A 25,530-nucleotide genomic window follows, 5' to 3' on the forward strand; every position below is an offset into this window, starting at 1 on the left:
TACAATGAAGATTTAAGAAAAAACCAAACAATTTTAATAGAAATTTGAAAAACACACTCATTTTCGAACGATTTCAACACTATATTTTTAAATATTGTTCGTTAAAATTCGTTAATGAGTGTGTCTTCTAATTAAAGTTTCAAATTCTTCAAAGCATCTTGGAATGGATTATTGTTCATTTCTTCTTTACCCATATATTTCTTCATCTCACGTTTAGATACTTTGCCTTTACCTTTATTCTTATGTCTTTGATCCATTTGTTCTTGTGTTTCAGAGTGACCGCAAACACAACGATATGTCGCTTTTTTACCTTTACCGAATAATGTCATTTTCTTATGACAGTTTGGACAACGTGCATTCGTTTTACGTTGTACATTTTTCTTTGTCTTACATGCTGGGTCTTGGCATACAAGCATTTGACCATTTTTTGTTTTGACTTTAATCATGAATTTACCGCATGTCGGACATTCTGTAGTGGTCAAGTTATCATGTTTATATTTCTGTTCACTGTTTTTGATTTCATTCACAATAGTTTCAGTAAAATGTTTCATCTCTTTTATGAACTGACGTGCATCATATTTACCTTGTTCAATTTGCGTTAATTTTTCTTCCCATTCTGCTGTAAGCAATGGTGAAGTAAGTGATTGTGGTGCGAGTTCTAAAATTTGGCGTCCTTTAGACGTAACTTTAATATGACCATCTCTTGCTTCAATCGTATTCATATTAAACAACTTTTCGATTATATCTGCACGTGTTGCTACCGTACCAATACCGCCTGTTTGTTTCAGAGTTTGTGAATGTTTTTTATTTTTTAGTTCAAAGAACTTTTGAGGACTTTCCATTGCTTTTAACAATGTTCCCTCGTTAAAGTATGGCGGCGGTGTTGTTTCATGTTCTTGAATATGGAAACGTTGAACTTTATAAGTTGCACCTTGTTTAAATTGTATTGGTTCTGATTGTGTGGTTGATTCATTTAGTAATTGTTTGAAACCAAGTTGCAAGGTTACTTTATCTTGCAATTCAAAGGTCTGCTTACCGACCTTCAAGATAACTTTGACCGCTTCATACTCATACGGCGGCAACAAGTTCTCTATAAATCGTTCTGCAATCATTAAATAGACCTTTTGTTCACGTTGGCTTAAGTCATTCATGTTAGGACGAATTTCTGTTGGAATAATCGCATGATGATCTGATACCTTCTGATTATTTACGATACCCATTTTAGCACTGAACTGTTTATTGACTAATGGACGCACCGCTTCTTTATACTCAGTCGCAAGCAATGCTTGTAAACGTTCTTTAAATGTTTCTACCATATCATCCGTTAAATAGTTCGAATCTGTTCTTGGATACGTAACCAACTTATGACGTTCATATAAGTTTTGAAGTGTATTCAGTGTTTCTTTCGCACCCATACGATAACGTTGATAAGCTTCTTGTTGTAAATCAGTTAAACTGAACAACTTCGCAGGATATTGTTTCTTTCGTTTTGATGTTACTGATTCAACAATGCCCGTTTGTTGTTCTAATTGTTGAACCATATCTGTGAATACTTGTTTGTCATAGATACGTTGTTTTGAAATCAACTTAAAGTTTTGTCCATCCACTTGTGCTTCAAACGTATAATATTTAGATGGTCTAAAATGTCTGATTTCATCTTGGCGCATTTGAACAAGTTGAATCGTCGGTGTTTGAACACGACCTAATGATAACTGCGCATCATACTTCGTTGTTAATGCGCGCGTCGCATTAATCCCAACAATCCAGTCTGCCTCACTACGTGCTAATGCTGCACGATATAATGGCAAGTATGCTTTACCATCTTTTAAATGTTTGAACCCGTTACGAATCGCTTTGGCTGTAATCGAACTGATCCATAAACGTTTAATCGGTTTCTTATTATGCACCTTATCTAAAATCAAACGTGCAACGAGCTCCCCTTCTCTTCCAGCATCAGTCGCAATGATAATTTCTTTAACTACATCTTTTAACATCAATGATTTGACTGTATTGAATTGTTTCTTTGTTTTTGGAATAACGACTGTTTTCATATATTTTGGGATAATTGGCAGTTCTTGCAAATCCCATGTTTTAAACTTCGAATCATATTGTTCTGGAGTTGCATTCGTTACCAGATGACCTAAAGCCCATGTCACAATATATTGATTGTTTTCAAAATAGCCATTGCGCTTTTGATGTACATTCAATGCGTTCGCAATATCACGGGCCACAGAAGGTTTCTCTGCTAGAATTAATGATTTCATCTTCATTTTCCTTTCTCAAAATCGTATTTCTATTGTAACATGATTTATTGTGCTTGTTTCTCGTACCTTTGCTTTTATCTCAACACAAAACAAAGTATAATAAATAAAAAGGTGTTCTTTATATAACAACCAAGGAGGTTCTTATGAAAGCCGTTAAAATTGAAGCTGTTCAAGACATCCAAAGTATTATTCACCAAGCCGATACATCCTATTGTTCCTATATTTATAAGCTTCACGAAAAAAACGTTTCATTGACACAAAGTATTGAGGCTTTAAAACAAGACACAGGCGTCTACGCGCTCATTGACGAAAGTGACAAAGTCCGTATGCTGATGGGTGGATTCTCCTATGATACTAACCATTTTAAAATGGTTGGGCCGTTCATCAATTCAAATGATCAATTAGATGCACAAGCTTTTAAAAGCCTTTTTGAAACTTTAATTGCAGATCAACCTGATCAATCTCATTTCAATTTTTCATTTGATATTACAGACGACTATAAAAGTTCATTGATGAAATCCATTGATGCACACTATACGTTCACTGACTATTATCTTTCAACTGATCACACAATTGAAACAAGTCCTGCGGCTGAACGTCAAATCATTCCATATCACAAAGCTTTTTTCGCACATTTCGATCGCTTACATCAGAAAAACTTCCGTCGTGAAGCAATGTCTGCTTCTGAAATTGTCAATACACTAGATGAGAACAATCATTTATTCTTTTTTGTCAGCGAAGGTATTTTAAAAGGCTACTTATATCTGCAAGTCAAACCTGATAAAAATAAAGCAGAAATTAAATATTTCTCATCTCATACGGATTATCGTTATGAAGGAATTGCTTTTAATTTATTAAGTCATGCGATTAACTTTGCTTTTAAATATGATGATATTAATAAAGTCTATTTCAAAATACGTAGTAAAAATGATCAATTAGTAGACCGCTTCAGTGAACTCGGTTTCGACATTCGTTCAGAACGTAAAAAATTCAAATATATCAAATAATATAAGCGTTTGTTATGAGGTTAACCTTCATAGCAAACGTTTTATTTTCCATTTATTTGTCTTTGTTTTATTCTTATTTTATTAAGGGGTAAGTTTAAATATAGAAAGGAAAAGATAGAAGATGGATTTACTTATCGCATTACTGCCTGCCCTCTTTTGGGGTAGTGTTGTTTTAATTAACGTTCTTGTTGGAGGCGGACCTTACAATCAAATCCGAGGCACGACACTCGGCGCATTGATTGTAGGTATTGTTCTCTTATTAACAGGACATTCTAGTTTTGAACCTAAAGTCATTATTGTCGGTTTGATCTCTGGTGCATTCTGGGCATTAGGTCAAGGTTACCAACTACGCTCTGTTGATTTAATCGGTGTTTCTAAAACTATGCCGATTTCTACAGGAATGCAGCTGGTTGGTACTACATTATTCAGCGCAATATTCCTAGGGGAATGGAGTACAGGAACACAAGTCGTTTTAGGTCTATTAGCGATGATTTTATTAGTGGGCGGTATCGCATTGACTTCACTTAAAGGTAAAAATGAATCGAGCGAAGGCCAATCTAAATTAGGTAAAGCAATTGTGATTTTATTAATTTCAACAGTCGGCTATGTCGTATATGTTGTTGTGGCGCAAATCTTTAGCGTTAATGGCTTAGATGCCTTATTCTTCCAATCAATTGGTATGGCAATCGGTGGTTTCTTATTATCAGCGAAACACCAAACGTCTACACGCTATACGTTACGTAACCTGTTGCCAGGTGTGATTTGGGCCATTGGTAACTTATTCTTGTTCTACTCACAACCTAAAGTCGGCGTCGCAACAAGTTTCTCATTCTCACAATTACTAGTAATCGTTTCAACACTCGGCGGTATCTTTATACTGAAAGAACGTAAAGATAAACGTCAAATGCTTGGAATTACTGCAGGGATTGTATTAATTGTCGTCGCAGCTTTCATTCTCGGCGGATTAAAAGCATAATGCTTTCTAATAAAATATTGAAGAAAATAATAGAAATTTTAAAGGGATTGTCAGCCACTTAAGTAATGATTGACAATCCCTTTTTTATTATACGAAAAACATTTGGAAGTAATAGAGTATGACGATACTGATCACAATCGTCATGTTGGTGGTCATGCCAATCAAAGGCAATGTACGGTATTGGAATTGAATGGAGTAAGGTATGACCGCAACGCCGATTGGCAACAACCAAATGACCATTAAAGTCGTTTTTATCATTTGGTCAGAGACTGGTAAAAAGAAATAAACGAGTAAGCCCGCTATGAGTCCAAAGCCATAATGAATGGCCAAATATTTCAAGGCAATCGGTAAATAACGACGTTCTACTCTAAAGTTCAACATTAAACCTAAGAGAATCATAGATAACGGCATATTCGCTTGTGCCAATACATCTAAGAAATTGATAACAGGATCTGGTAAATGCAGGTTACTCATATTTAAACCAAACATCATCAAATAAGTCATCAATGGAATAGAACGTAATAAATTCAATATAAGGAATCTAAGATTAAAAGTATTATTTCCGCTGCTGCTGAAATAATTGCCTATAAAATAAGTGATACCGAACATGACAATCGCACCGCCGATATCTGCCATACCGAAATAAATCATGCCGACTTTCGGCCAAATCGCTTGTACTAGCGGGTAAGCAAATAAGCCGATATTCAGTGATGCCATCATCATGCCGATGGTACCTCGCATCTCATTGTCATATTTTAAGAAAAAGCTGATAGCGATAACTTTCGCAATGATACCGTAAATGACCATCATAACCGGTAATACAGATAGTGAAATATCCAGTTCAGCTTTGTTTAAATTGACGATGACTAATGCAGGTAACGTCACATTCAGCACTAATTTAGCCAGTACTTGGTTATCTTCTTCTTTTAAAATATTGATACGTTTGAGTAAATACCCAAGCGCGATCAATATAACAATGACTGCGAATTTGCCTGTCATAAGTCACCCTTCTTTCTCTATTATCATTGAGACATTCATTCGTCATGAAATGTCATTTCTCGGTAATTACATCTCTAATCTTTCCATGATATACTATTATTATTGATAATAAAAATCAATAAGGTGGTGTATCTTTTGGATTTAGAAAGTCAATTAGCAGAATTAAAACAAGATTACGTACGTCTGCAAGACGATTTGGAAAAGCGTGAATCAACAGGTCAAGAAGTCGATCCATTGATTAAACAGCTTGAACAAATCGAACATGAAATCGCACACGTCCGTTCACAAATAAAACAGCAATAAAATCGACATCTTGAATAGAAACACGCCATGATTCAACGTGTTTTGCGATTATCAGAAAGGAAGTACACGCGATGCAACTCTATCTATTATTACTACCCGTTTTGTATTTATTTGTAAGTTATATCAGTATTTATAAAATGAATACAATCTACAGTAGTGTTTTACGCATGGTCATGGGTGGATTACTCATCCTTATTGTCGCAATGATTAACTTAACAGTTCCTCCAGTAGCATGGTGGGAGTTTGCGGTCATTGTGATGCTTGTAGGTAATGTGGAGATTACAGCCTTCAAGTATTCAAAAGGCGATCAAAAAGGTGTCTTCTTATTAAATGTGATGACCCTTTTAATTTTCGTGATCAGTACTATTTTAACATTTGTATTATATTAAGAAAGAAAAGCCCCTCAGCTGCGTATTATACGAGCTGAGGGACTTTTTTGATTAGCTATTTAAATTTTAAACTTAATTCTCTTTTTTACGTTTTGAGCTAAACATATGTGTTACTTTATCTTTCAGCGTAAATAGAATTTCATAAATAACTGGTACTACTATCAGTGTAAGAATAGTAGAAGAAACCAATCCGCCTATTACAGTTGCGGCTAAACCTTTGGAAATCAAGATAGAGCTGTCTTGTCCGAATAACATCGGTACAAGTGCGCCAATTGTCGCAAGTGCAGTCATTAAGATTGGACGTATTCTCGTTCCGCCCGCTTCTAACAACGCTTCTTTCATTTCCATACCTTTATGCTCATTATTGATAACTCGGTCTATGAGTACAATCGCATTGGTTACGACAATACCTATTAACATTAAGACCCCGATCATACTTGGTACAGAAAGTGTTTCTCCTGTGAATACTAAAGCTAACACCACACCAATCACAATGTAAGGAAGTGAGAATAGGATGGTAAATGGTGCTAAGCCGCCTTTGAATGTTAATACGAGTACAAGATAGACAATTACAACTGCCGCAATCATTGCTAGACTTAATTGCGTCATCGCTCTATTAATGTCATCTGTCGCACCGCCTGAATTGATTTTAACATTCGCTGGTTTATCGACTTTATTTACTTTATCCATCACTTTCATTGAAATACCGCCGACATCTTTACCGCTGATTTTACCTGTTACAGTTGTAGTATAGTCGCCATCTTCTTTAATCAACTTACTTGGTGTTTGTGTTGATTTTAATGTTGCGATATATTTCAGCTGAACCATTTCTCCTGTCGGTGTCGGAATTTCAAGATTGTTTAATTTCTCTTTGGTCCAGTTCGTTTGTTTTTCTTTTTCAACTTTTACATCGACTTTATGACCTTTTTCATTAATCGTTGTCAGTGTTGTTTCTGGAATGTTTTGATTTAAGCCCATCGCTAATTGACCCGCTGACAAGCCTTTTTCGGTTGCTTTGTTTTTATCAACATCAATTGTGTATTGGTCATAGACTTCAGTTAAATCGGATTTAACGTTCACTACACCTGATGTTTGTTTCATTTTATCTTCGATTGCTTTCACTGTGTCTTTGATTTCATGACCTGATGGACCAGATACTTTGACTTCAATTTCATTATTGCCGCCACCAGTACCCATGTCTAAGTATTTCCATTCGCCTTCTTGTTTAAAGCCTGCGATATGTTTTAATACTCTGTCTGGTTCTGTATCAAAGTTTTTCGTATCACTCGCATATTCAATCATCACAGCCATATTGTTTGTACTGCCTGTCGGATCAATTGGTGATGCACCACCTAGTGAATACTGAACTTTCTTCACTTTATCTTTACTGTTAAGATATTTTTGAACTTGTTCAGCATTTTTTAGTACTTGTTCTTTTGTTTCACCAGGTTTTGGTGTATAAGTCAACGCCATGAATTTATCTTCACCTGTGGAAATAAAGCTCGTTCCTATTTTCGCAGCACCTAATCCGATACTGCCGATTAAAATAACAGTCGTTATAATTAAGACAATCCATTTATGGTTTAACGACCAATTCAATACTTTTTTGTATCCTCGGCCTACTGCACCTAACGAACGTTGACGTTTTTGTTTGATACCATTTTTAAAGAATGTTGAAGCTAATGCCGGCACAATAGTGATAGACACTAGTAATGATGCTAATAAACTAAATGTAATTGCGAGTGCGAATGGTCTAAACATCTCCCCGACTGAACCAGCCACAAAGACTAATGGTAAGAAGACGACAATCGTTACAAGTGTAGAAGACATAATCGGTTTGAATACTTCAGCTGTCGCGCTGATAACCAAGTTGTCTCCGCTCTCTCGCTCTTTCGGATCGGACATCCGTCTGTATATATTCTCAATAACAACAATAGAGTCATCAATTACACGTCCGATTGCGACGGTTAATGCACCTAAAGTCAAGATGTTCAATGAGACATCTGATAACTTCAAGGCAATCATCGCAATTAATAACGACATTGGAATTGAAACGACTGAAATTGCTGTTGTTCTGATATTACGTAAGAATAATAAGATGACAATAATCGCAACTATCGTACCAAGAATCGCTTTTTCAAGCATTGTATAAATAGAATCTTGGATTGGTTTTGCGGTATCCATAATCTTAGTTTGTGCTAAATCTTTATTATCTTTCACAAACGCTTTAATTTTCGCATCTGTATCTTTTTTCACTTGAACAGTATTGGCATCTTGTGCTTTTACGATTTGAACATCAATCGCATCTTTACCGTTCGTTCTGGAGATTGACTCACGTTCTTGTCCGATTTTTACATCGGCGATATCTGAAAGTTTCACCATGTCATTACTTTGTGGTCCTTGTGAACCTTGTGACATCATTGAACTTTCATCTGACCCAGATTGGCCTTGTTCTCCTTGTGCTGCGCTGACAGGAATTACAAAGTTTTTCAATGCATCTGCTGAAGTGAATTCTCCATTCACTACAATGGATTTTTCTTTTTTACCGAATTGGAATAAACCTAAAGGTGTTTTGCCAGAAGCATTTTTAATATAGTCCTCCACACCTTTAGCACTCATACCACGTTTTTGTAATTCGCTTTGTTTGAATTTAATCGTTGCTTGACGTGCAGTTTGACCGTTCATTTGTACATTTTGAACACCGTCAACAGTTTCTAATTTCGGAATGAGTTGTTTCTCAATCGCTTTCGTCGCTTTCTCTAAATTTCCATTTTTATCTGAAAATGAATAAACAACTACAGGGAATGCATTCATACTGTTCCTCATTAATTCAGGTTCCCTTGCATCCTCTGTGAGTTTAAGTTTATCAATTTCTTTCTTTAATGCTTCTTCAGCCTTATCCATATCTGTACCATCTTCATAGCTGACTTGGACCATAGAAACATTTTCTAACGATTGGCTTTTGACATTTTCGACATGCGCCATGCCTCTGATTTGATTATCTATTTTATCACTGATATCCTCTTGTACTGTCTGAGGTGTAGCACCCGGTAAGACAGTATTGACAGATATCATCGGTTCTTCTACATCAGGCAATAATTCTAAACGCATTTTTACACTGGAATAGACACCGCCCAAGATGACTAATACAACCATTAAAAATACAGCGAATTTATTGCCTAAAGAGAACTTCAGCAAACGATTAATCATGCGCTCTTTCCTCCTCATTTCTCGTTACTTTAAATTTAACACACCCCGCCTTAAAAGGTCGTTGATTTCACTCAACATTTTAGGTTTTTCCAAGAAAAAAGATTGAGACTAATTTTAGTCTCAACCCCTTTATCTATACTTATGAAAATATGTTGTCTAACTGTATTATTTTCTGCCTTTTATTTTGCGAGAAACTTTGATTTTAGCTTTTGTTAATGCTGGTTTTGCTTTTTCAATCATATAATACAATGGTTTATTTAAGACATAATCAAACTCACCGATTTTTTCACTTAAATACGTACCCCATGTTTTCTTAAATGCCCATAAACCATAATGTTCTGAGTCTTTATCCGGGTCATTATCTGTACCGCCGAAATCATATGTTGTAGCGCCTTTTTCACGCGCATAACGCATCATTTCAAACTGCATATGATGGTTCGGCAAGAAATCACGATAATCATTTGAAGATGCACCATATAAGTAATATGATTTGTGGCCACAGAACATAAGCAGTGCGCCTGATAAATAAACACCTTCTGGCTCACGTTGGTATAGTTCTTCCATTTGATCGATTAATTTTTGGTTACGCGCAATTTTAGCTTCAGCATCTTTGATTTTATTCAACGTCTTTTTATCTTGTTTCTTTTGTTTCAGACGTTCAATATCTTGTTCAACTTCTGCATTTTCACCTTTTAACTCTGCCAATACAGGTTTTGGTTCTAATTTAACCAAGAATAACTCTGCGTCGCCGTCAGGATATAATGCATCGTAAATATTTTCAAAGTAGCTGATATCACGTGTCAAGAAACCATCACGTTCCCCAGTAATACGCATCAAGTCTGCGAAGATTTTAAGTTGATCGCGACCTGCACGTTCTACTTTCGTTCCACGTTTTAATGATAAACGTACTTTTGAACGGTTACGACGTTCAAAGCTTTGAATCAATTCATCATCTGTTTTATCAATCGGTGTAATCATTGTCATACGTGGTTGAATGTAATCTTTTGATAAGCCTTCTTTGAATCCTTTATGTTTGAATCCTAATTGTCTTAAATTACCTAAAGCATCCCCTGCTTTATCCACTTCTACATCTGGATCGATTTTAATCGCATAGGCTTTTTCATCTTCAGCAATTTCTTTTGTGTATTGAAGGAGGGCTTCGATGACTGCTTTATCATCATAATCTGCGACGAACCCTCTAGAGACATAACAAAGTGTATAAGGTAGTTTCGGTATTTTCTTGAATAATAATTGACCGACACCTTTAACTTTTCCATCTTCACCTACTGCGACACGTCTAGAGTACCAACCAGTCAGCTTTTTCGTTTCTGCCCATTGTGTGAGTTGAAGCAAATCACCATTGGGATGAGATTTAACAAATGCATCATGTTCTTGGTTCGTGATATTCATCTTTTCCATAAAATAAAAATCTCCTTTATTTTCCTTACACTATCTACTTATTATACAATGAAACTAAGTGACTTTCATGTCGTATCCTCACGTAACCCTATAAACTATAAAGATTCAGAGGTGAAAAGTGTGAGAAATATCTTTTTAATTATCATGATTATTTTAAATATCATTGTGATTAGTATAACATTAGTCAACCATGTTCAAATAGACAATCTCAGCTTGCGTGTATTCTTTACCGCATTTTCTATAGTAACTGCTGTTTATCTTGTCTTATTGCGTAAATCACGTGTTGATATGTGGCTAGCAATTATCTTATTCTTAATCGCTTTAACTTATGCGATTATGATTGCGAACGCAGTTTATCATTATGTGTACTAAACTTTAAGGTTCGAAGTGATAAGCCCCACCGCGTGTCACGATATGATAAGGTGTTTCGGCGGTTGTATCTTGAATAACAATCGCATACTTGTCTTTGCGTCCTGATTGAATACGATATTCAATCGCTTCATCAGGCAATTTTAAAGTTGTGATTTCTTCATTTTCAGATACCACTTCCATACCAAACCAATCCCGCCATTGATTGACCACTAACGCTTGTTGTGTGGTTTGAATTTCAATGGCTTTTATTTTGAATTGCGGTTGAAATCTATTTTCTAACGCCTCAACACGTTCTTCTTCTGACTTATTCCACTCTATAAAGAACGGCGGTTTCAATTTCGCATCCGGCTGATTCAAATATAATAAACGCCAAGACGTTTGTTCACCTTTTTTATTTTCTCGGCCCATTTCAATTGGTCCTACGACATCTAACCCTTTCGCTTCAAACTCATCTTTAAGTTTGTCTAAATCATTTGTGCGTAAGGCGATTGCTTTAAAGCCTTGTTCGAAATTATCTTGTACGATTTTCGCAACGAAAGATACACGTCCTTCATTCGATTTAATAACCTTCTTCAACTTTTCTTCATCGTTTACACCGATAATTTCAATATAAGCCAAATCTGTATAAACCAATTTATTATATGTACCATAGCGATTGTGTAAGCCGCCTGGTGATAACTTCATTACTTCTCCTGGATACTCAAACTCATCAATATGCTTGATATAATGGATGATATGATCAAATTTCAACTGAACCATTTAGACCATCCTCTCTTCATTTTTCTTCATCTTATCAAATTATGAATCGAATTGCCTTTTGAAAGACTAATTTCAAAAAATCTCTTGATTTTTATTTGAGAATTTTCTACAATAGTAAAGTAAATTAGTTAGCTTAGCTAACCTTTTTAACGAAATCAATCAATTACCCTGCAAAAAAATCAAACTGATTTCGTTTATATATGAGGTTGTGACGTTTTACTGAGGTCTCAACCTCTATCTTAATTTAAGGAGCTACAACATGGAAATCAATCAATTATTTAATAGCTTTACTGAATTATATAGACCTTATGTAAAAAGCGTTCAACCTTTACTTGATCAGTATCAGCTACATACTGCTCAATTTTTAGTTCTAAAGGATATTTACTTACATGAACCGACAACACTTGTCGAAATTTCTAAACGTCGTTGTATTGAAAAACCATCAACACGTAAATTATTAAAAGTGTTACATGAACACGACTTGCTGACTGTTACACCAGGGGAAGATAAAAGACAAAAACTATTAAGTCTGACAGACAAAGGTAATCAGATTTACCACGAAGTCATCGAAAAAGTAACAGCTCTTCAACAACAAATCGTTGAAGAAGCAGGTCTTAGTCAAGATGATATCGAGCAAACCATTCGAACGCTCAAAGCTATCAAACATCAGTTTTAAGGAGGGATTTCGCGTGGATCATTCTCAACACGCACCAATATGGACTAAAAGTTTCAATATGAACTTTATCGTCAACTTCTTCGTTTATCTTTGTATGTATCTGTTAATCGTTGTCATTGCAGGCTACAGTAAAAACGAATTTGGCGCTTCAGATAGTTTATCCGGATTAGTAACCGGATTATTTATTGTCGGCTCATTAATCGGCCGTTTTATTACAGGAAAATATGTCAATGCGATGGGACCTAAACGTACATTAATTATAGGATTGATTTTTCTTATCGTAACGCAAGCCCTTTACTTTATAGAAGGTTCATTAGGTTTCTTAATGTTTACCAGATTAATTAATGGTGTTGCGACAGCAGTAGCGACTACTGCGACAGGAACAATAGCTGCATACATCACACCACCTGAACGTAAAAGTGAAGGTATCAGCATGTTCTCTCTCAGTTTAGTTCTCGGAACAGCTGTCGGACCTTTCTTTGGTTTATTATTATCAAATCAATACTCCATTGATGTCTTATTCGCTTTATGCTTAGTATTAGGTATCATTGGTTTAGCTTTATCATTCTTCATTCATATCAATTTTGAAACAACTAAAGTTTCTGAAACTCAACCATCAAAAGGTTTCAGCTTAAGTCAATTTATCGCTAAAGATGCAGTACCGATTGCGATTGTAATTTTAGTAACTGGTGTGACTTACTCATCTATTCTGACATTCTTAAAATTCTTCGCAGAAGAGCGCAATCTAGTCGCAGTTTCAAGTTACTTCTTTATTTTCTATGCCTTAACATCATTAGTCACACGTCCAATTACAGGTCGTTTAATGGATAACAAAAACGAAAACGTTGTAGTTTATCCATCTTATTTCTTCTTACTTATCAGCTTTGTGCTTTTATTCTTTGCACATTCAGGCTGGATGTTATTACTTGCAGGTGCAGCGTTAGGTGTAGGTTACGGTAACTTATCATCACTTATGCAAGCTATTGCGATCAAAGTTACGACACCAGAAAAATATGGCCTAGCCACTTCTACTTTCTTTATCGGTATTGATTTCGGTATCGGCTTCGGCCCTTCTGTATTAGGTGTCTTCACTTCATCTATTACTTATGCACAACTTTATGGCTTCATGGCTATATTAACTATTATTACCGCAGGACTTTACTATGTCCTACATGGCCGCAAAGTAAAATATTTAGAACGTGCTTAATTATAAAAGTGCAGATCAAAACGGTCTGCACTTTTTTATATAATCCATCCTTTTTCAATAGCTTTTTTCCACGCATCAAAACGATTTTCTGTCTCCATTTTATCAATAATGACAGAAGTATAATTACGAACTGTCCCGTTTGAAAGAAAAAGCTTTTGTGCAATTTCTTTACTTGAATAACCATTGCCAATTTCTTTCAGTATTAATTGTTCTGAAGGCGTTAATGGATTTTTCTCATTAAAATATGTAGTCATCAATGTTTCACTATATTCTTTTTGTCCTGCCATAACATTATGCATGGTCTGAATCAGTTCTTCTACGGACCGTTCTTTTAATACATAAGCATCTACATCATTTGCGACTGCTCTTTCAAAATAACCTGGTCTTTTGAACGTCGTTACAATAATGACTTTTGTATTTAACTTTGCTTCTCTTATTTTATTCAATACTTCTAAACCTGTTAATTCCGGCATTTCAATATCTAGAATTGCAATGTCAGGCTGATTGGATTCAATCATTTGCCATGCCTCTGCTCCACTTGAAGTATCAGCAATAATGTTTATATTTCCATCCATCTCTATAAGTTGAACCATCGCTTTTCTCAGCATTTCTTGGTCTTCAGCTAGAACAACATTTATCATAAATTATCACCTCGTGGAATTCGAATCATTAATGTAACACCTTGTTCAGATTTTATTGTAACTTCACCATCTAATAATGCTGCACGCTCTCTTATACTATGCAGTGTAGCTTCAGGTTTACTGATACCTTTGCCATTATCACTAATTATCAACGTAATGATGTGTTGCGCTTCTTTTAATGTACCAGTTACTTTTGTCGCATGTGCATGTTTAATAATATTATTGACCGCTTCTCTCAATAGCATAGCTAATATAGACTGTTGTCCTTTATTTAATGTTCTAGCAATGGATTGTCCCTCAAAATCAAAAGTAATATCTGCTTGTTTTAATAGTTGATCTACAGACTTCACTTCTTCTTCAAAATCTTGAAATTTCAGGTGTTCTACAATAGTTCTGACTTTATTTAATGCCTCTTTAGAAAGTTGATTAACTGCTAACATTTCCTCTTTGGCTTTTTCTGGATTTTGATCTATCAATTTAGAAGCAAGCTCAGATTTTATGCTCAAGCTGGCAAATACATGACCTAACGTATCATGTAAATCTTGGCCGATTCTTTGACGTTCTTGTTCAGCAATCAATAAATTGATGTGACGATTTTTCTCTTTCATTTGCGCCCTTACTTTTTTATTTTCGATAAATCTAAAGTTAATGAACAACGAAATGATTACAACAAGAATCAGTACGATAACTATTGGTAAAGCTTTTGGAAGTAAGTATAATGAAAGACCAGATGCGATGAGTAAAGCAATATAAAATAGTATACTTTCCACTGACTTTACAGTCGCTTCATAAACATACGGCAACACATAAGAACCAAAAAAAGAAAAACATGATAAATGTGCTGCCCATTGCCCAACAAAAATAAAGTGTGCCGATCAAATAAATCATCCATACAATCAACCGCTTCACTTTAAACTGATAAACATCAGATAAAATTAAAATACCATAATTAATTATGAATACAGCAATCACTATAACAGCAATTACTTTAGGTCCTTTGATGTCTTGATAAAATAAAGCGATAATTGGAAACAACAAGTAAATAAAACTCGCAACGCCCATTGGGTTTCCTTTTATTTTTCTAAGCAAAAAAGACATTACATCACGTCCGATTTCTTTTGAATAACTAAAGCAATGATTATAAATAGTATACAATACCCCAAAAGAAAACCAAGTGCCGCTATATTAATCGTTTGATGCTGAATAAAATCTAATCCTAGCTGTTTTAATCGGTAGGTCGGCATATATCGAGAGATAGAAGCTAGCCATTGAGGAAACAAGCTAATAGGAAACCATAATCCACCCACAATCGCTAAAACAAGATACAATAAATTACCTATACTACTTGCTTGCTTCACATCTTTATGTTGTGCCAGTAATAACCCTATGGACAAAAATAAACTGGATCCAATCCATAATAATAATCCTGATACTAACCATTCATTAAGAGACATATGAATGTGTCTAATCATTCCTCCAACACTAAACATCAGAATAATTGAAAATAAAAAAAGACTCATGATTTTGAATACTTTAGCTACATAATATTTAATGGGTGTCATCGGTGTCGCAAAAAGTTTTTTCTGCCATCCGTTTTGTTTATCCTGTACTAATTCAACAGGGAAGGTCAACAAACAATAACTAGTTAAACTAAAGACCGTCATACTCATCAAACTTTCTTTATAAATTTGATTGGCTTCTGATTGTGGTACTTTAGTTAATGAAGTGAAAATCAAGAAAAATACTAACGGCATCCCTACTGAAAGAATAAGATATATTTTTTGTCGCAAAGTGATTGTCCAATCTAATTTCAAATATTTAAAAATCATGATAGAATCTCCCCTTCACTTTCAAATACATAATCTTCTAATGAACTTTTCTTAATTTCTAACTCATTTAAATCTATATCTATTTCAATCAATTGTTGTAAAACTTTTTGAACCTCATCTGTTTTGATTTGAAGTTCACTTTGATCCTTTTGATAACTTAATTGAGTTTGATTTTGAATGATTGACTCAAATTGTTCAGGTAGATATATCGTTGATGTTTTATCAAGGTGTTTTAATTGTGAAGGTGAACTATCATTCATTATCTTTCCTTGTTTCAATACGATAACGCGATCCGCAACCTTCTCTACTTCTTCAATATAATGCGTCGTATATAATATGGTAATACCTCGAGCCTTCAAATCATTTATGATGTTCCAGAAATAACGTCTCGTTTTAGCATCCATCGCAGACGTCGGCTCATCTAAAAATATTAATAAAGGTTGTCCTGTTAACATCAATATAAAATCTAATAAACGTTGTTGACCTCCAGATAATTTAGTCGCGTATTGATTTAATTGTTTATCAGTAAACTGGGTCAATGTTTTAAACTTGTTGTAATCTAACGCTTTTTTATAAACCGATGAATAAAACGCATAGAGTTCTTTTACTTTGACCCATTCATTAAAGATTGATTTTTGAAATAATACGCCGATATTATTTTGTATAGCAGAATCCCTTTCAATACGCCCTTCATCTGGAACTAAATTACCTAAAATCAAATCAATCAATGTGGACTTACCTGCTCCATTTACGCCTATTAAAGCGATACATTCTCCTTCTTTTATTTCAAATGAAACATGATCTATTGCTTTAGTATTGTGGAATGATTTAGTTACACCGTTTACTTTTATCATTTAATCACCTCTTTATTTCCTTGATTTAATGATATATTTTTAAAAATTGTAAACATAGTAACGTTTGTCATAAATTCTCTATGACATTTGTCATTTTCTTGTTTTATACTTTTAGCACTTGAATCAACTTTTCTTTCAACATATTCAATTTCGGTTCATAATTTCCGTGATAACGCACTTTTTTTACTATTATAGTAAATTAAAGAGAATAGATTTATATTGAAATTCGTTATATAATATAATAAGTAAAATAATTATTATTCCTGGGGGAATACAACTATGAAAGGGCAAGAGGAGGAATATCAATGTCAAAGACAATTGATCATTTAATTGAGACAGAATGTAAACTTAGCCAGATTAAATATTGGCTAAAAGCAGAACATCATCTTACCATGGAGGAGTTCATTATTTTATACCGCTTCAATGGTACTGACAAAATTACAGGTAAAGTATTGAGGGATACCCTCCATTACGACATGAAATGGAATACGAGTAAAATTGATGTATTAATAAGAAAACTTTATAAAAGAGAACTGATCGCAAAAGAGCGTTCAGAAACTGATGAACGCCAAGTCTTTTATTTATTAGATAAGACACAACGTGAATTCGTCGCATCTGTCATCAAAGAATTTGAAACCTTCGCAAAGTAATCATTATGAAAAAGCACGCCTTTCCGAAAAAAATCAGAAAGACGTGCTTTTTATTATATATTTCATTCGACTTAACCGCCGATATAGTTCATATTAATTTTCTTACGTCTGCGATTTGCGACCGTTTGTTCAGTTCGTTCATCTGAATATCTGTCATCACGAATATGCCATAACTCTTCGAATTTCGCTTGTAATTCATCGTCCGTTTTACCAGAACGCATAAATTCTTTGACGTTAAATCCATCGACTGTGCTGAATAAGCAGCCATAGAATTTACCATCAGAAGATAAGCGTGCTCTCGTACATGTTGAACAGAATGACTGAGAAACACTCGTAATTAAACCGAACTGTGCTCCGTTATCTTTATGACGATAATATTTTGCGACTTCACCATAATATTTCGGTTCAACCGCTTCAATATCAAATTCATCTTCGACCATCGCAAGCATTTCATCTTTTGTGACAACCTTACTGAAGTCCCAACCATTGTCATTGCCGACATCCATAAACTCAATAAATCTTACAACAATATTTTTGTCTTTGAAGTACTGAATCATTGGGATAATTTGGTCATCATTGATACCTTTTTGCACAACAACGTTCACTTTCACTTTAAAACCGATTGATACTGCATAATCAATTTGTTCTAGGATGGTATCTGCTTTGATATTACGGTTATTGATAGATTGGAATAATTCGTTATCAATAGCATCTAAGCTGACATTGATACGTCTTAATCCTGCATCATAAAGTTTTTGTCCATGTTTTTTCAACAATAGACCATTGGTAGTCAGACCAATATCTTCTACACCGTCGATTTCATTAAGAGCGGCAATTAATTTATATAAATCTCTACGCATTAAAGGTTCCCCGCCAGTGATACGAATCTTCTTCACACCTAGGCGAGTATATACGCGAGCAATTCTTTCCATTTCACTAAAAGTCAATAATTCATCTTTGGGTAAAAAGACAAAGTCATCGCCGAAAATTTCTTTAGGCATACAATAATCACAGCGGAAATTACAGCGATCTGTCACGGATAATCTTAAGTCACGAATCGGGCGACCTAATTTATCTGTTATTTGTTTTACCATCTTTTGACCCCCTTTTCTTTCTCTCTTATCGCTTGATACATCTCATCAAAGCGATTGATCTCTGACTCTGGCTAAATCATCTTGGTAGTTAATATTTTGGTACCAATCAGGTCTTGTATCAACCTCATGAACATCCAGCCAATCAGAAGCGACTTGATTATAAACATGTTTCATACTATAATCATCAGATTCTAGTGCACGTGCAATGACTGGTAAACACGTCGGACTATAAAATGCGATAGTAGGAATCGGATACCCCTCTTCTTCATACCCCGCAATATCTAACTGATCTTCGATGACATGTTCAACCATAAATTGATATAACGTGCTGACAGCTTTTTCTGTGATTAACGGTGTATCTACTGAAATCACAAAGAATAGTTCTGCTTCAAAATCTTGCTTCATTACTGAGTAGATGCCTGAAAGCGGTCCTTTCGCTTGATGTTCTTCATCATCTACGACCACTTTGACATCTTCAAATTGATCAGCCAATTCCGCACTAGAACTAATGATAATCTCATTAAACATATTGGCTTCATTCAAGGCTTCGATAATATGTTGATAAAACATTTTATCATTGAGCCTCGCAAATGCCTTAGGCGAACCGAAACGTTCTGAACGTCCGCCTGCTAAAATAATTGCTTTCACTTTCTTAACCTCCGCTTACCGGTGGAATCAACGCAACGACATCAGAAGGTTGAATCATTTCATCATTTGGCACAAATTCTTCATTCAAGGCGATTTGGAATTGTTTGCCGCTGATTTCTGGATACGTTTCAAATAAATATTTTTTAAACGCCTCTACTGTCATTTCATTCTCTAGTTCAAATTCTTCTGTACCTTTTTGTAAGATTTCTTTAATCTCCGCAAAATAAAGGACTTTCATTCTGTTTGCCCCCTTTCAATGGCATCTTCATGGTAACCACGTTGATGACCGATCCATTGTGCGCCATCTTCCCATATTTCTTTCTTCCAAATCGGCACTACTTCTTTAATACGATCAATCGCATATTCATTTGCTGCATAGGCATCTTTTCTATGTGGTGAAGAAACTGCGATTAATACCGCAATATCGGAAATATGCAATGGTCCGATACGGTGAACAATGCTGACAATCGTGCCAGGCCATTGTTCGTTGATTTCATCGCCGATTTGAGCTAATTTTTTTTCAGCCATTGGCACATAAGCTTCGTACTCAAGATGTTCTGTACGAATGCCTTTTGTCCATTCTCTAACATGACCTGTAAAGACCACTACTGCACCTTGATGCGGTGTCAGTGTAAAGTCTCGATAAGGTTCTGTTTGAATCGGCTCAGTCACAACTTCAAATTGTTTCATTTTGACTCATCCTTTTTTCTATCGATAAAAGTTAATAACCACTTTTTAAAATGACTTAACTTTGTATTTTTTTGAAACGGTAACTTATATTGTACATGACTCAGCTCAGATAAAGAAACTAATTCCGCTTCATCTCTATAAATAATCACTTTATCATAATCCGCTTGTTTAAAGCCTTCAACTAGTAACACATCATAATCAATCGTGACTGCTGATTCAATAATGTGGGATAAAGTTTGTTCTGTTGTACGTGTGACTGTTTCTCTTAACGCATGACCTTGCACAATGCTTTGGTCTGCCCCTGCTTCAAAATGTTTCATATGATCGACTTCTGCTGCTTGTAAGGTAATATCTTCACTACCATGTCCATGATGTTTAATCGTCACTACACGATAACCTTGCGCTTTCAGAAACTTAACTGTTTCTGCCATCAAGGTTGTTTTGCCAGAATTTTTATATCCCACAATTTGTAAAATCATAGTGCTAATTCCTCTTCAAAGGTATCTGTTTCAGTCAGAATGACATCCACTGTGTAGCCTTTTTCAAAGCCGCGTGTACCGCTCGGCAACATAATCATCGCATTACTGTGTGCAATCGCGACAACCGCACCTGATTTGTTGAAACCAGAAGGCACTACTGTTGTTTGTAAACCATTTAATGTAGCTTTTGCACGAATGAAACGTGTGAATGGATTGGCTTTTTTGAAGTCTTCCATCAATGTGGCTTTTACAACTTGAGGGAAACGTTCAATCGCGCCCATCATATTTAAGACTGCTGGTTTTACGAACAATTCAAATCCTGTATAGCACGCAGATGGATTCCCTGATAAACCAAATAAATATTGGTTATTTGCGACAGCAACTGTTGTGACACTGCCTGGACGCATTTGTACTTTATTGAATAATACTTCTGCACCGATTTCTTTGTAGATAGCTGGTAAATAGTCGAAGTCACCAACAGATACACCGCCTGTTGTGATGACCATATCATGAGAAGCGAGTGCTTCTTTAACGACTGCTAAACTGCTGTCGAAATCATCTTCTTGAATTTTATAAACTTCACAGTCTAAGCCGAATTGATTTAGTAAGCCTTGAATCATCGGTCCATTGGAATTACGGATTTTACCTGGTTCTAATTCATCACCGACATCTAATAACTCACTGCCTGTCGCAATAATAGCTGCAGATGGTAAGCGACGTACAGGCACTTCTGTATAACCGAAGGTCGCAAGTACTGCGATAGCCCCAGCATTAATACGTTGGCCTTCTTTTAATACGACATCTCCGACTTCTGTTTCCTCACCTTTTAATGAAATATTTTCATTATGTTCGAAGGTTTTACGAATCGTAAATGAATGTTCACCTTCACGTGTTTGTTCTAACATCACAACTGCATCTGCACCTGCTGGAATTTCTGCCCCTGTCATAATACGGACAGCTTGGTTCGGTCCGACTGTTTTGTCTGACACACTGCCTGCACCGATGTGATCAATGACTTCAAATTCAATACGGTTGTCACCGCTTGCACCTTTTGTATCTTCACTTCTTAACGCAAAGCCGTCATAAGGTGATTTATTAAAACGTGGAATTTCATACGTTGCCACGATATCTTCAGACAGTATATATCCTAAACTGTCATTTAAAGGCACTTGTTGTGTTTCTGTACGAAATTCTTGTGCTACCACACGTTTGATTGCTTCTTTTACCGCAATTGGATTTCTTTTTTCAACTGGCATAAACTATCTGCTCCTAACATCTATTTTATTTCATGCTATAATGTCTAAGCGAGGAGGAATAACATGTCTGAATTTACTCATATCAACGCTCAAGGTAATGCGAAAATGGTCGACGTTTCTGATAAAGACATCACAAAACGTGTTGCGACAGCACATTCAAGCATTACTGTTAACGAAGCGATTTACAAGCAAATTGTAGAACATACAAATAAGAAAGGTAATGTGCTGAATACTGCCCAAATCGCGGGAATCATGGCAGCTAAGAATACCTCTACGATTATTCCTATGTGTCATCCGCTCTCACTGACGGGTATCGATATTGCCTTTGAATGGGATACAACATCGTCATATACACTTAATATTGAAGCTACAGTCTCTACATCAGGTAAAACCGGTGTAGAAATGGAAGCTCTCACAGCCGCTTCAGCAACGGCTTTAACCGTTTACGATATGACCAAAGCACTTGATAAAGGGATGGTCATCGGCGAAACTTACCTTATCTCAAAATCTGGCGGGAAATCCGGGGATTACCGCAGATCATAAACTGTTGTTGTTCATGTTTTACCCTTTTTATACGTAAACATGAACTTCACAACAGCACTACGGAACCATTGACGTTGTGATTTTACTGTCACAACGTACAATCGTTCCGTTTTTTTCATGTTACTCCTATTATATAATGCGAATTCTTTAAGTTAAATAGGCTGAATGGATGAAAAAACTGATGAAATCTTATGAAATCAGTGATTGGCTTCAGTGTTTTCCCTTATTCAATCAAACAGTACAGTGAAGAAGCGGTTAGTCTTCTACCTGAGTAAAATCTAACCGCTTCTTATTGCCTTTTATTTTGTTAATTCATGAATGAGATGATTCAATTCAGGTTTAATTAATTTTTCAATCGCTAATCTTACCGCACCAGATGAACCTGGCAATGAGAAAATCAATTGTTCACCTACTGTACCGCCGACAGCACGTGATAATAAAGCACGTGTTCCCACATCTTCAGCATAACTTAAATATCTGAATAACTCTCCGAAACCTTCAATTTCTTTTGTTAATAAAGGAGTTACTGCTTCAATCGTCACATCACGTTGTGCGATACCTGTACCGCCCGTCGTAATAATGACATCCACATCTTCATTCAACCATTGTTGTACTTGTTCAGTAATCGCTTGTTTATCATCTTTGACAATTGTGTAATGATCATCTGCAATTTCCACATTAATCTCTGATAATAATTCTTTAGCTAAATTACCGCCTTTATCTGTTTCTTTTGTTCTTGTATCAGACACAGTTAAGACTGCTGCGTTGATGGTTCTATCTAATTTGACATTCACGTGTTCATTTTTCATTCATTAGGCCTCCTATGTGTTTTACTCAACCGAGTAATTGGTTCATTAATTTAATCGCTTCTTCAGGTTTCGTCATGCCATGTATCAACATGCGTCCGCCTGAGAAACTGACGATTCGATGATTGTTGAATTCGAAGCGAATCATATAAGGGTTCGCATGATACTTAATATGATGCGTTTCAAGATATTCCTTCAACATTTCCTGGGTAATATCCTCATTATTGTATTGAACTGTATCTCTTCCGCATAATGTCGCAAACTGTAAATCAGTATGATTTAAATGCGGATAGGTCGCATGTTCACTACACGTATGACAATCAGCTTTAAACATACGACTGAACCCGAATGTATAGTGTGTCCCTTCCCAAATATCACCATAAGTTAATTTAGGCGTAAAAGGTGTTTCAGTCAGGATTTTTAACGCATCACGTGTTTGTAAACTCGTGGTCATGGTTACCGCTGGTTGAATTACCCCTACTGTATCACACGTCATGTTAATGACTGGTAATTGCGGCATCAGACAATTGAAACACGGAGTTTGTCCAGGAATGAAAGATGCTTCGATATATGTACTTTGTACAACCCCGCCATATATCCAAGGTATATTATATTTATACGCAAAATCATTCACTAATAAACGTGTATCGAAATTATCTGTCGCATCTAAAATTAAATCTACCTCAGTTCCATGCGTTTCTAGAAACTGGGGATTGACTTGAGCGATATGCGCCTCAATGATGACATCACTTCGGATTTCCTGCAGCTTTTCTTTCGCCGCAATCACTTTCGGCATCGCGTCTGTCGCATCTTGTTCTGTAAACAACATTTGACGTTGTAAGTTGCTGAACTCGATGTAGTCACGATCAACAATCGTTAACTGTTTGATGCCCGCTCTGACTAAACCGTCCGCAATGTGTGTTCCTAATGCACCCATGCCGATTATCAGCGCATGTTTTTGCGCAATTTTCTCTTGGCCTTCTCTGCCTATATGTTTAAACAAAATTTGTCTGGAATAACGTTCTGACATCTTTCGATTCCTTTCTTAAAGTGCATTGTCTTTATTATAAGACGAATAGAGACGTGTTACAATCGTTCGAATTGTAGTATGTCACCTAAAATCCGGTCATGCCAATAGAAGACAGACCGGATTGAAACTTTTTATTATTCAGCTGGTACAGAACTTAACGTTATAATTTCATCCGCCAATTGTTCTGCTTCGTAATTAGAATGTGTCACAAAAATAATCGGGATTTGCCATTCATCAAAGAGTCGTTTCACTAAACGCATACTTTCTTCTTTCGTCGCATCATCCAAACTAGAAAATGGTTCATCTAATAAAAGTAAATCAGGACGTGTGCTTAATGCACGTGCTAATGCGACACGTTGTGCTTCCCCGCCTGATAATCTAGCTGGAAATTGTTTTTGTAAATAACTGATGTTTAATTGATGCATCAACGCTGTAATATGTTCAGAAGGTTGCGCCATAAACGTGATATTTTGAAAAACTGTCATATTCGGAAACAATTGATAGTCCTGAAATAAATAGCCTAAATGACGCTCTTGAATTTTAACATTCACAGATGATTGCGTATCCGTTAACACACGTTCGTTGACTTTGATATAAGCGTTATCTGCAGCCCTTAAGCCTGCGATCATATTCAAAACAGTCGTTTTCCCCACTCCTGAAGGTCCTCGTATCGCATAAATTTTAGGTACTGTATCTTGAATATCTAACTTCAGTAACTGTCCTTTTAATTGATGTGTAATTTGGATGGTCAACATCTTAATCCACCTCCAAATAACGATCTTTGTTCATTAAGTTAATCGTACCAATAACAGTAATCGCAAATGCGACTAATACTAATACCCATAGCCAAGCTTGGTTCTCTTTGCCTTGTTCAACTAAGAAATAAATCTCTAAAGGCAACGTATTGGTTTTATTTGGAATATAACCCGCTACCATTAAGGTTGCGCCGAACTCACCGATTGCACGCGCAAATGCCATCATCACACCAGATAAAATAGCACGCTTTGATAGCGGTAAAATCAGTCTGAAGAAAATTTTATTTTCACTTGCACCCATTGTTCGTGCTGTATTCAACATTTTATGATTAATACCTCTAAAACCTTGAATCGTATGTTGATACATTAACGGAAAACTGACAATCACAGAGGCAATAATTGCACCAGTGATTGTGAATATGACAGGCATATGTAAAACATTTGTCATAAATGCGCCTACAGGGCTTCGTGGTGAGAAAACAATTAATAATAAGAACCCCATGACTGTCGGAGGTAACACAATCGGCAGGATAATAATACTCTCAAGAAGTGTCACAATACGTCCACGACGTCGATATAACAGTCTTGAAATTAAAATCCCAAGTACTGTTACAATAATCGTGCTGATTACAGCCACTTCAATTGATATCCAAAATGGCGTTAAATCAGGCATT

Annotated in this window: 29 protein-coding genes; 9 read left to right on the forward strand and 20 right to left on the reverse strand. The window is 35.7% G+C overall.

Features of this window, described 5'->3' with window-relative positions:
- Nucleotides 1-131: 131 nt before the first annotated feature.
- The gene (locus HMPREF2846_RS03635) at nt 132-2,264 is read right to left on the reverse strand and encodes a DNA topoisomerase III (RefSeq protein ID WP_070625741.1); all 2,133 of its coding nucleotides are present in this window, start codon (nt 2,262-2,264) and stop codon (nt 132-134) included.
- Nucleotides 2,265-2,407: 143 nt separating this feature from the next.
- Here HMPREF2846_RS03635 and HMPREF2846_RS03640 point away from each other — a divergent pair, with 143 nt between their 5' ends.
- Together HMPREF2846_RS03640 and HMPREF2846_RS03645 are read left to right on the forward strand one after the other, a co-directional pair.
- Nucleotides 2,408-3,271, forward strand: a complete 864-nt coding sequence (locus HMPREF2846_RS03640) for a GNAT family N-acetyltransferase (protein WP_070625743.1) — start codon at nt 2,408-2,410, stop codon at nt 3,269-3,271.
- Nucleotides 3,272-3,392: 121 nt separating this feature from the next.
- Entirely contained in the window at nt 3,393-4,247 is an 855-nt protein-coding gene (locus HMPREF2846_RS03645; RefSeq protein WP_002479578.1) for a GRP family sugar transporter, read from the forward strand.
- An 87-nt stretch (nt 4,248-4,334) separates the two neighbouring features.
- Here the strand turns inward: HMPREF2846_RS03645 and HMPREF2846_RS03650 are convergent, their stop codons facing one another.
- Complete coding sequence (locus HMPREF2846_RS03650) at nt 4,335-5,246, reverse strand: AEC family transporter (protein ID WP_002479579.1); 912 nt, start codon at nt 5,244-5,246, stop codon at nt 4,335-4,337.
- A gap of 135 nt (nt 5,247-5,381) precedes the next feature.
- On the opposite strand from HMPREF2846_RS03650, the gene HMPREF2846_RS14345 reads away from it, so the two are divergent.
- Entirely contained in the window at nt 5,382-5,549 is a 168-nt protein-coding gene (locus HMPREF2846_RS14345) for an SE1832 family protein (protein WP_002479580.1), read from the forward strand.
- A 71-nt stretch (nt 5,550-5,620) separates the two neighbouring features.
- Nucleotides 5,621-5,938: a membrane stabilizing protein MspA gene (mspA, locus tag HMPREF2846_RS03655; protein ID WP_002479581.1), complete on the forward strand. Its 318-nt coding sequence runs from the start codon at nt 5,621-5,623 to the stop codon at nt 5,936-5,938.
- A 72-nt stretch (nt 5,939-6,010) separates the two neighbouring features.
- Here mspA and HMPREF2846_RS03660 read toward each other — a convergent pair whose 3' ends face one another.
- Together HMPREF2846_RS03660 and HMPREF2846_RS03665 are read right to left on the reverse strand one after the other, a co-directional pair.
- The gene (locus tag HMPREF2846_RS03660; RefSeq protein WP_070625745.1) at nt 6,011-9,148 is read right to left on the reverse strand and encodes an efflux RND transporter permease subunit; all 3,138 of its coding nucleotides are present in this window, start codon (nt 9,146-9,148) and stop codon (nt 6,011-6,013) included.
- Nucleotides 9,149-9,313: 165 nt separating this feature from the next.
- Entirely contained in the window at nt 9,314-10,567 is a 1,254-nt protein-coding gene (locus tag HMPREF2846_RS03665) for a lipid II:glycine glycyltransferase FemX (protein ID WP_070625747.1), read from the reverse strand.
- A 120-nt stretch (nt 10,568-10,687) separates the two neighbouring features.
- Here HMPREF2846_RS03665 and HMPREF2846_RS03670 point away from each other — a divergent pair, with 120 nt between their 5' ends.
- Nucleotides 10,688-10,939: a hypothetical protein gene (locus HMPREF2846_RS03670; RefSeq protein WP_023014982.1), complete on the forward strand. Its 252-nt coding sequence runs from the start codon at nt 10,688-10,690 to the stop codon at nt 10,937-10,939.
- 3 nt (nt 10,940-10,942) lie between these two features.
- Here HMPREF2846_RS03670 and HMPREF2846_RS03675 read toward each other — a convergent pair whose 3' ends face one another.
- On the reverse strand, nt 10,943-11,698 hold the full coding sequence (locus tag HMPREF2846_RS03675; protein WP_023014983.1) for a VOC family protein: 756 nt from the start codon (nt 11,696-11,698) through the stop codon (nt 10,943-10,945).
- A gap of 259 nt (nt 11,699-11,957) precedes the next feature.
- Here HMPREF2846_RS03675 and HMPREF2846_RS03680 point away from each other — a divergent pair, with 259 nt between their 5' ends.
- On the forward strand, nt 11,958-12,374 hold the full coding sequence (locus HMPREF2846_RS03680; RefSeq protein WP_070625749.1) for a MarR family winged helix-turn-helix transcriptional regulator: 417 nt from the start codon (nt 11,958-11,960) through the stop codon (nt 12,372-12,374).
- 58 nt (nt 12,375-12,432) lie between these two features.
- A complete protein-coding gene (locus HMPREF2846_RS03685) occupies nt 12,433-13,581 on the forward strand; it encodes an MFS transporter (RefSeq protein WP_052032787.1) in 1,149 nt (382 codons plus the stop codon).
- A 35-nt stretch (nt 13,582-13,616) separates the two neighbouring features.
- On the opposite strand, the gene HMPREF2846_RS03690 is transcribed toward HMPREF2846_RS03685, so the two are convergent.
- Genes HMPREF2846_RS03690 through HMPREF2846_RS03705 form a run of 5 tightly spaced genes read right to left on the reverse strand, consistent with a single transcriptional unit; the run spans nt 13,617 to nt 16,905 of the window.
- Nucleotides 13,617-14,222, reverse strand: coding sequence for a response regulator transcription factor (locus HMPREF2846_RS03690; RefSeq protein WP_023014986.1), 606 nt, complete (start codon nt 14,220-14,222; stop codon nt 13,617-13,619).
- A complete protein-coding gene (locus tag HMPREF2846_RS03695) occupies nt 14,219-15,025 on the reverse strand; it encodes a sensor histidine kinase (RefSeq protein ID WP_218086515.1) in 807 nt (268 codons plus the stop codon). Before HMPREF2846_RS03695 ends, HMPREF2846_RS03690 begins: the two co-directional genes overlap by 4 nt.
- Nucleotides 15,009-15,320 (reverse strand): hypothetical protein, encoded by a 312-nt coding sequence (locus HMPREF2846_RS13835; RefSeq protein WP_141751858.1) that lies wholly within the window; start codon nt 15,318-15,320, stop codon nt 15,009-15,011. The genes HMPREF2846_RS03695 and HMPREF2846_RS13835 overlap by 17 nt, the downstream gene beginning before the upstream one ends.
- On the reverse strand, nt 15,320-16,051 hold the full coding sequence (locus HMPREF2846_RS03700) for an ABC transporter permease (protein ID WP_070625751.1): 732 nt from the start codon (nt 16,049-16,051) through the stop codon (nt 15,320-15,322). Before HMPREF2846_RS03700 ends, HMPREF2846_RS13835 begins: the two co-directional genes overlap by 1 nt.
- The gene (locus tag HMPREF2846_RS03705; protein WP_002479593.1) at nt 16,048-16,905 is read right to left on the reverse strand and encodes an ABC transporter ATP-binding protein; all 858 of its coding nucleotides are present in this window, start codon (nt 16,903-16,905) and stop codon (nt 16,048-16,050) included. The genes HMPREF2846_RS03700 and HMPREF2846_RS03705 overlap by 4 nt, the downstream gene beginning before the upstream one ends.
- 305 nt (nt 16,906-17,210) lie before the next feature.
- On the opposite strand from HMPREF2846_RS03705, the gene HMPREF2846_RS03710 reads away from it, so the two are divergent.
- Nucleotides 17,211-17,555: a transcriptional regulator, SarA/Rot family gene (locus HMPREF2846_RS03710; protein ID WP_002479594.1), complete on the forward strand. Its 345-nt coding sequence runs from the start codon at nt 17,211-17,213 to the stop codon at nt 17,553-17,555.
- Between the two features lie 71 nt (nt 17,556-17,626).
- Here HMPREF2846_RS03710 and moaA read toward each other — a convergent pair whose 3' ends face one another.
- Genes moaA through glp form a run of 6 tightly spaced genes read right to left on the reverse strand, consistent with a single transcriptional unit; the run spans nt 17,627 to nt 21,722 of the window.
- A complete protein-coding gene (gene moaA, locus HMPREF2846_RS03715; RefSeq protein ID WP_023014989.1) occupies nt 17,627-18,649 on the reverse strand; it encodes a GTP 3',8-cyclase MoaA in 1,023 nt (340 codons plus the stop codon).
- 45 nt (nt 18,650-18,694) lie between these two features.
- A complete protein-coding gene (mobA, locus tag HMPREF2846_RS03720; RefSeq protein WP_070625753.1) occupies nt 18,695-19,297 on the reverse strand; it encodes a molybdenum cofactor guanylyltransferase MobA in 603 nt (200 codons plus the stop codon).
- 4 nt (nt 19,298-19,301) lie between these two features.
- Nucleotides 19,302-19,535: a molybdopterin converting factor subunit 1 gene (gene moaD, locus HMPREF2846_RS03725; protein WP_002479597.1), complete on the reverse strand. Its 234-nt coding sequence runs from the start codon at nt 19,533-19,535 to the stop codon at nt 19,302-19,304.
- Nucleotides 19,532-19,987 (reverse strand): molybdenum cofactor biosynthesis protein MoaE, encoded by a 456-nt coding sequence (locus HMPREF2846_RS03730; RefSeq protein WP_002479598.1) that lies wholly within the window; start codon nt 19,985-19,987, stop codon nt 19,532-19,534. Before HMPREF2846_RS03730 ends, moaD begins: the two co-directional genes overlap by 4 nt.
- A complete protein-coding gene (mobB, locus tag HMPREF2846_RS03735) occupies nt 19,984-20,466 on the reverse strand; it encodes a molybdopterin-guanine dinucleotide biosynthesis protein B (protein WP_057509892.1) in 483 nt (160 codons plus the stop codon). The genes HMPREF2846_RS03730 and mobB overlap by 4 nt, the downstream gene beginning before the upstream one ends.
- Nucleotides 20,463-21,722, reverse strand: a complete 1,260-nt coding sequence (gene glp, locus HMPREF2846_RS03740) for a molybdopterin molybdotransferase MoeA (protein WP_023014991.1) — start codon at nt 21,720-21,722, stop codon at nt 20,463-20,465. The genes mobB and glp overlap by 4 nt, the downstream gene beginning before the upstream one ends.
- Nucleotides 21,723-21,785: 63 nt before the next feature.
- Between glp and moaC the strand changes: the two genes are divergently transcribed.
- Complete coding sequence (moaC, locus tag HMPREF2846_RS03745) at nt 21,786-22,265, forward strand: cyclic pyranopterin monophosphate synthase MoaC (protein ID WP_002479601.1); 480 nt, start codon at nt 21,786-21,788, stop codon at nt 22,263-22,265.
- 299 nt (nt 22,266-22,564) lie between these two features.
- Here the strand turns inward: moaC and HMPREF2846_RS03750 are convergent, their stop codons facing one another.
- The 4 genes from HMPREF2846_RS03750 to modB all read right to left on the reverse strand — a co-directional run bounded on the left by HMPREF2846_RS03750 (nt 22,565) and on the right by modB (nt 25,529).
- Entirely contained in the window at nt 22,565-23,074 is a 510-nt protein-coding gene (locus HMPREF2846_RS03750) for a MogA/MoaB family molybdenum cofactor biosynthesis protein (protein WP_070625755.1), read from the reverse strand.
- A 25-nt stretch (nt 23,075-23,099) separates the two neighbouring features.
- Nucleotides 23,100-24,101, reverse strand: a complete 1,002-nt coding sequence (locus HMPREF2846_RS03755) for a ThiF family adenylyltransferase (protein WP_070625757.1) — start codon at nt 24,099-24,101, stop codon at nt 23,100-23,102.
- Nucleotides 24,102-24,235: 134 nt separating this feature from the next.
- On the reverse strand, nt 24,236-24,856 hold the full coding sequence (locus HMPREF2846_RS03760) for an ATP-binding cassette domain-containing protein (protein WP_070625760.1): 621 nt from the start codon (nt 24,854-24,856) through the stop codon (nt 24,236-24,238).
- A 1-nt stretch (nt 24,857) separates the two neighbouring features.
- Nucleotides 24,858-25,529 (reverse strand): molybdate ABC transporter permease subunit, encoded by a 672-nt coding sequence (gene modB, locus HMPREF2846_RS03765; RefSeq protein WP_002479606.1) that lies wholly within the window; start codon nt 25,527-25,529, stop codon nt 24,858-24,860.
- Between the last annotated feature and the right edge of the window lies 1 nt (nt 25,530).

Source organism: Staphylococcus sp. HMSC056G08, from assembly GCF_001812305.1.
GTDB lineage: Bacteria > Bacillota > Bacilli > Staphylococcales > Staphylococcaceae > Staphylococcus > Staphylococcus simulans.

Excerpts from the sequence above, each read along its gene's own strand:
- HMPREF2846_RS03680 (WP_070625749.1), top strand. The coding sequence starts at position 11,958 with ATGGAAATCAATCAATTATTTAATAGCTTTACTGAATTATATAGACCT.
- HMPREF2846_RS03755 (WP_070625757.1), bottom strand. The coding sequence starts at position 24,101 with ATGTCAGAACGTTATTCCAGACAAATTTTGTTTAAACATATAGGCAGA.
- HMPREF2846_RS03635 (WP_070625741.1), bottom strand. The coding sequence starts at position 2,264 with ATGAAATCATTAATTCTAGCAGAGAAACCTTCTGTGGCCCGTGATATT.
- HMPREF2846_RS03760 (WP_070625760.1), bottom strand. The coding sequence starts at position 24,856 with ATGTTGACCATCCAAATTACACATCAATTAAAAGGACAGTTACTGAAG.
- mspA (WP_002479581.1), top strand. The coding sequence starts at position 5,621 with ATGCAACTCTATCTATTATTACTACCCGTTTTGTATTTATTTGTAAGT.
- moaA (WP_023014989.1), bottom strand. The coding sequence starts at position 18,649 with ATGGTAAAACAAATAACAGATAAATTAGGTCGCCCGATTCGTGACTTA.
- HMPREF2846_RS03700 (WP_070625751.1), bottom strand. The coding sequence starts at position 16,051 with ATGATTTTTAAATATTTGAAATTAGATTGGACAATCACTTTGCGACAA.
- HMPREF2846_RS03730 (WP_002479598.1), bottom strand. The coding sequence starts at position 19,987 with ATGAAACAATTTGAAGTTGTGACTGAGCCGATTCAAACAGAACCTTAT.
- HMPREF2846_RS03665 (WP_070625747.1), bottom strand. The coding sequence starts at position 10,567 with ATGGAAAAGATGAATATCACGAACCAAGAACATGATGCATTTGTTAAA.
- HMPREF2846_RS03750 (WP_070625755.1), bottom strand. The coding sequence starts at position 23,074 with ATGAAAAATGAACACGTGAATGTCAAATTAGATAGAACCATCAACGCA.
- modB (WP_002479606.1), bottom strand. The coding sequence starts at position 25,529 with ATGCCTGATTTAACGCCATTTTGGATATCAATTGAAGTGGCTGTAATC.
- moaD (WP_002479597.1), bottom strand. The coding sequence starts at position 19,535 with ATGAAAGTCCTTTATTTTGCGGAGATTAAAGAAATCTTACAAAAAGGT.
- HMPREF2846_RS03685 (WP_052032787.1), top strand. The coding sequence starts at position 12,433 with ATGAACTTTATCGTCAACTTCTTCGTTTATCTTTGTATGTATCTGTTA.
- HMPREF2846_RS03710 (WP_002479594.1), top strand. The coding sequence starts at position 17,211 with ATGTCAAAGACAATTGATCATTTAATTGAGACAGAATGTAAACTTAGC.
- HMPREF2846_RS03690 (WP_023014986.1), bottom strand. The coding sequence starts at position 14,222 with ATGATAAATGTTGTTCTAGCTGAAGACCAAGAAATGCTGAGAAAAGCG.
- moaC (WP_002479601.1), top strand. The coding sequence starts at position 21,786 with ATGTCTGAATTTACTCATATCAACGCTCAAGGTAATGCGAAAATGGTC.
- HMPREF2846_RS03645 (WP_002479578.1), top strand. The coding sequence starts at position 3,393 with ATGGATTTACTTATCGCATTACTGCCTGCCCTCTTTTGGGGTAGTGTT.
- HMPREF2846_RS13835 (WP_141751858.1), bottom strand. The coding sequence starts at position 15,320 with ATGTCTTTTTTGCTTAGAAAAATAAAAGGAAACCCAATGGGCGTTGCG.
- mobB (WP_057509892.1), bottom strand. The coding sequence starts at position 20,466 with ATGATTTTACAAATTGTGGGATATAAAAATTCTGGCAAAACAACCTTG.
- HMPREF2846_RS03650 (WP_002479579.1), bottom strand. The coding sequence starts at position 5,246 with ATGACAGGCAAATTCGCAGTCATTGTTATATTGATCGCGCTTGGGTAT.
- HMPREF2846_RS03675 (WP_023014983.1), bottom strand. The coding sequence starts at position 11,698 with ATGGTTCAGTTGAAATTTGATCATATCATCCATTATATCAAGCATATT.
- HMPREF2846_RS03705 (WP_002479593.1), bottom strand. The coding sequence starts at position 16,905 with ATGATAAAAGTAAACGGTGTAACTAAATCATTCCACAATACTAAAGCA.
- glp (WP_023014991.1), bottom strand. The coding sequence starts at position 21,722 with ATGCCAGTTGAAAAAAGAAATCCAATTGCGGTAAAAGAAGCAATCAAA.
- HMPREF2846_RS03640 (WP_070625743.1), top strand. The coding sequence starts at position 2,408 with ATGAAAGCCGTTAAAATTGAAGCTGTTCAAGACATCCAAAGTATTATT.
- HMPREF2846_RS03660 (WP_070625745.1), bottom strand. The coding sequence starts at position 9,148 with ATGATTAATCGTTTGCTGAAGTTCTCTTTAGGCAATAAATTCGCTGTA.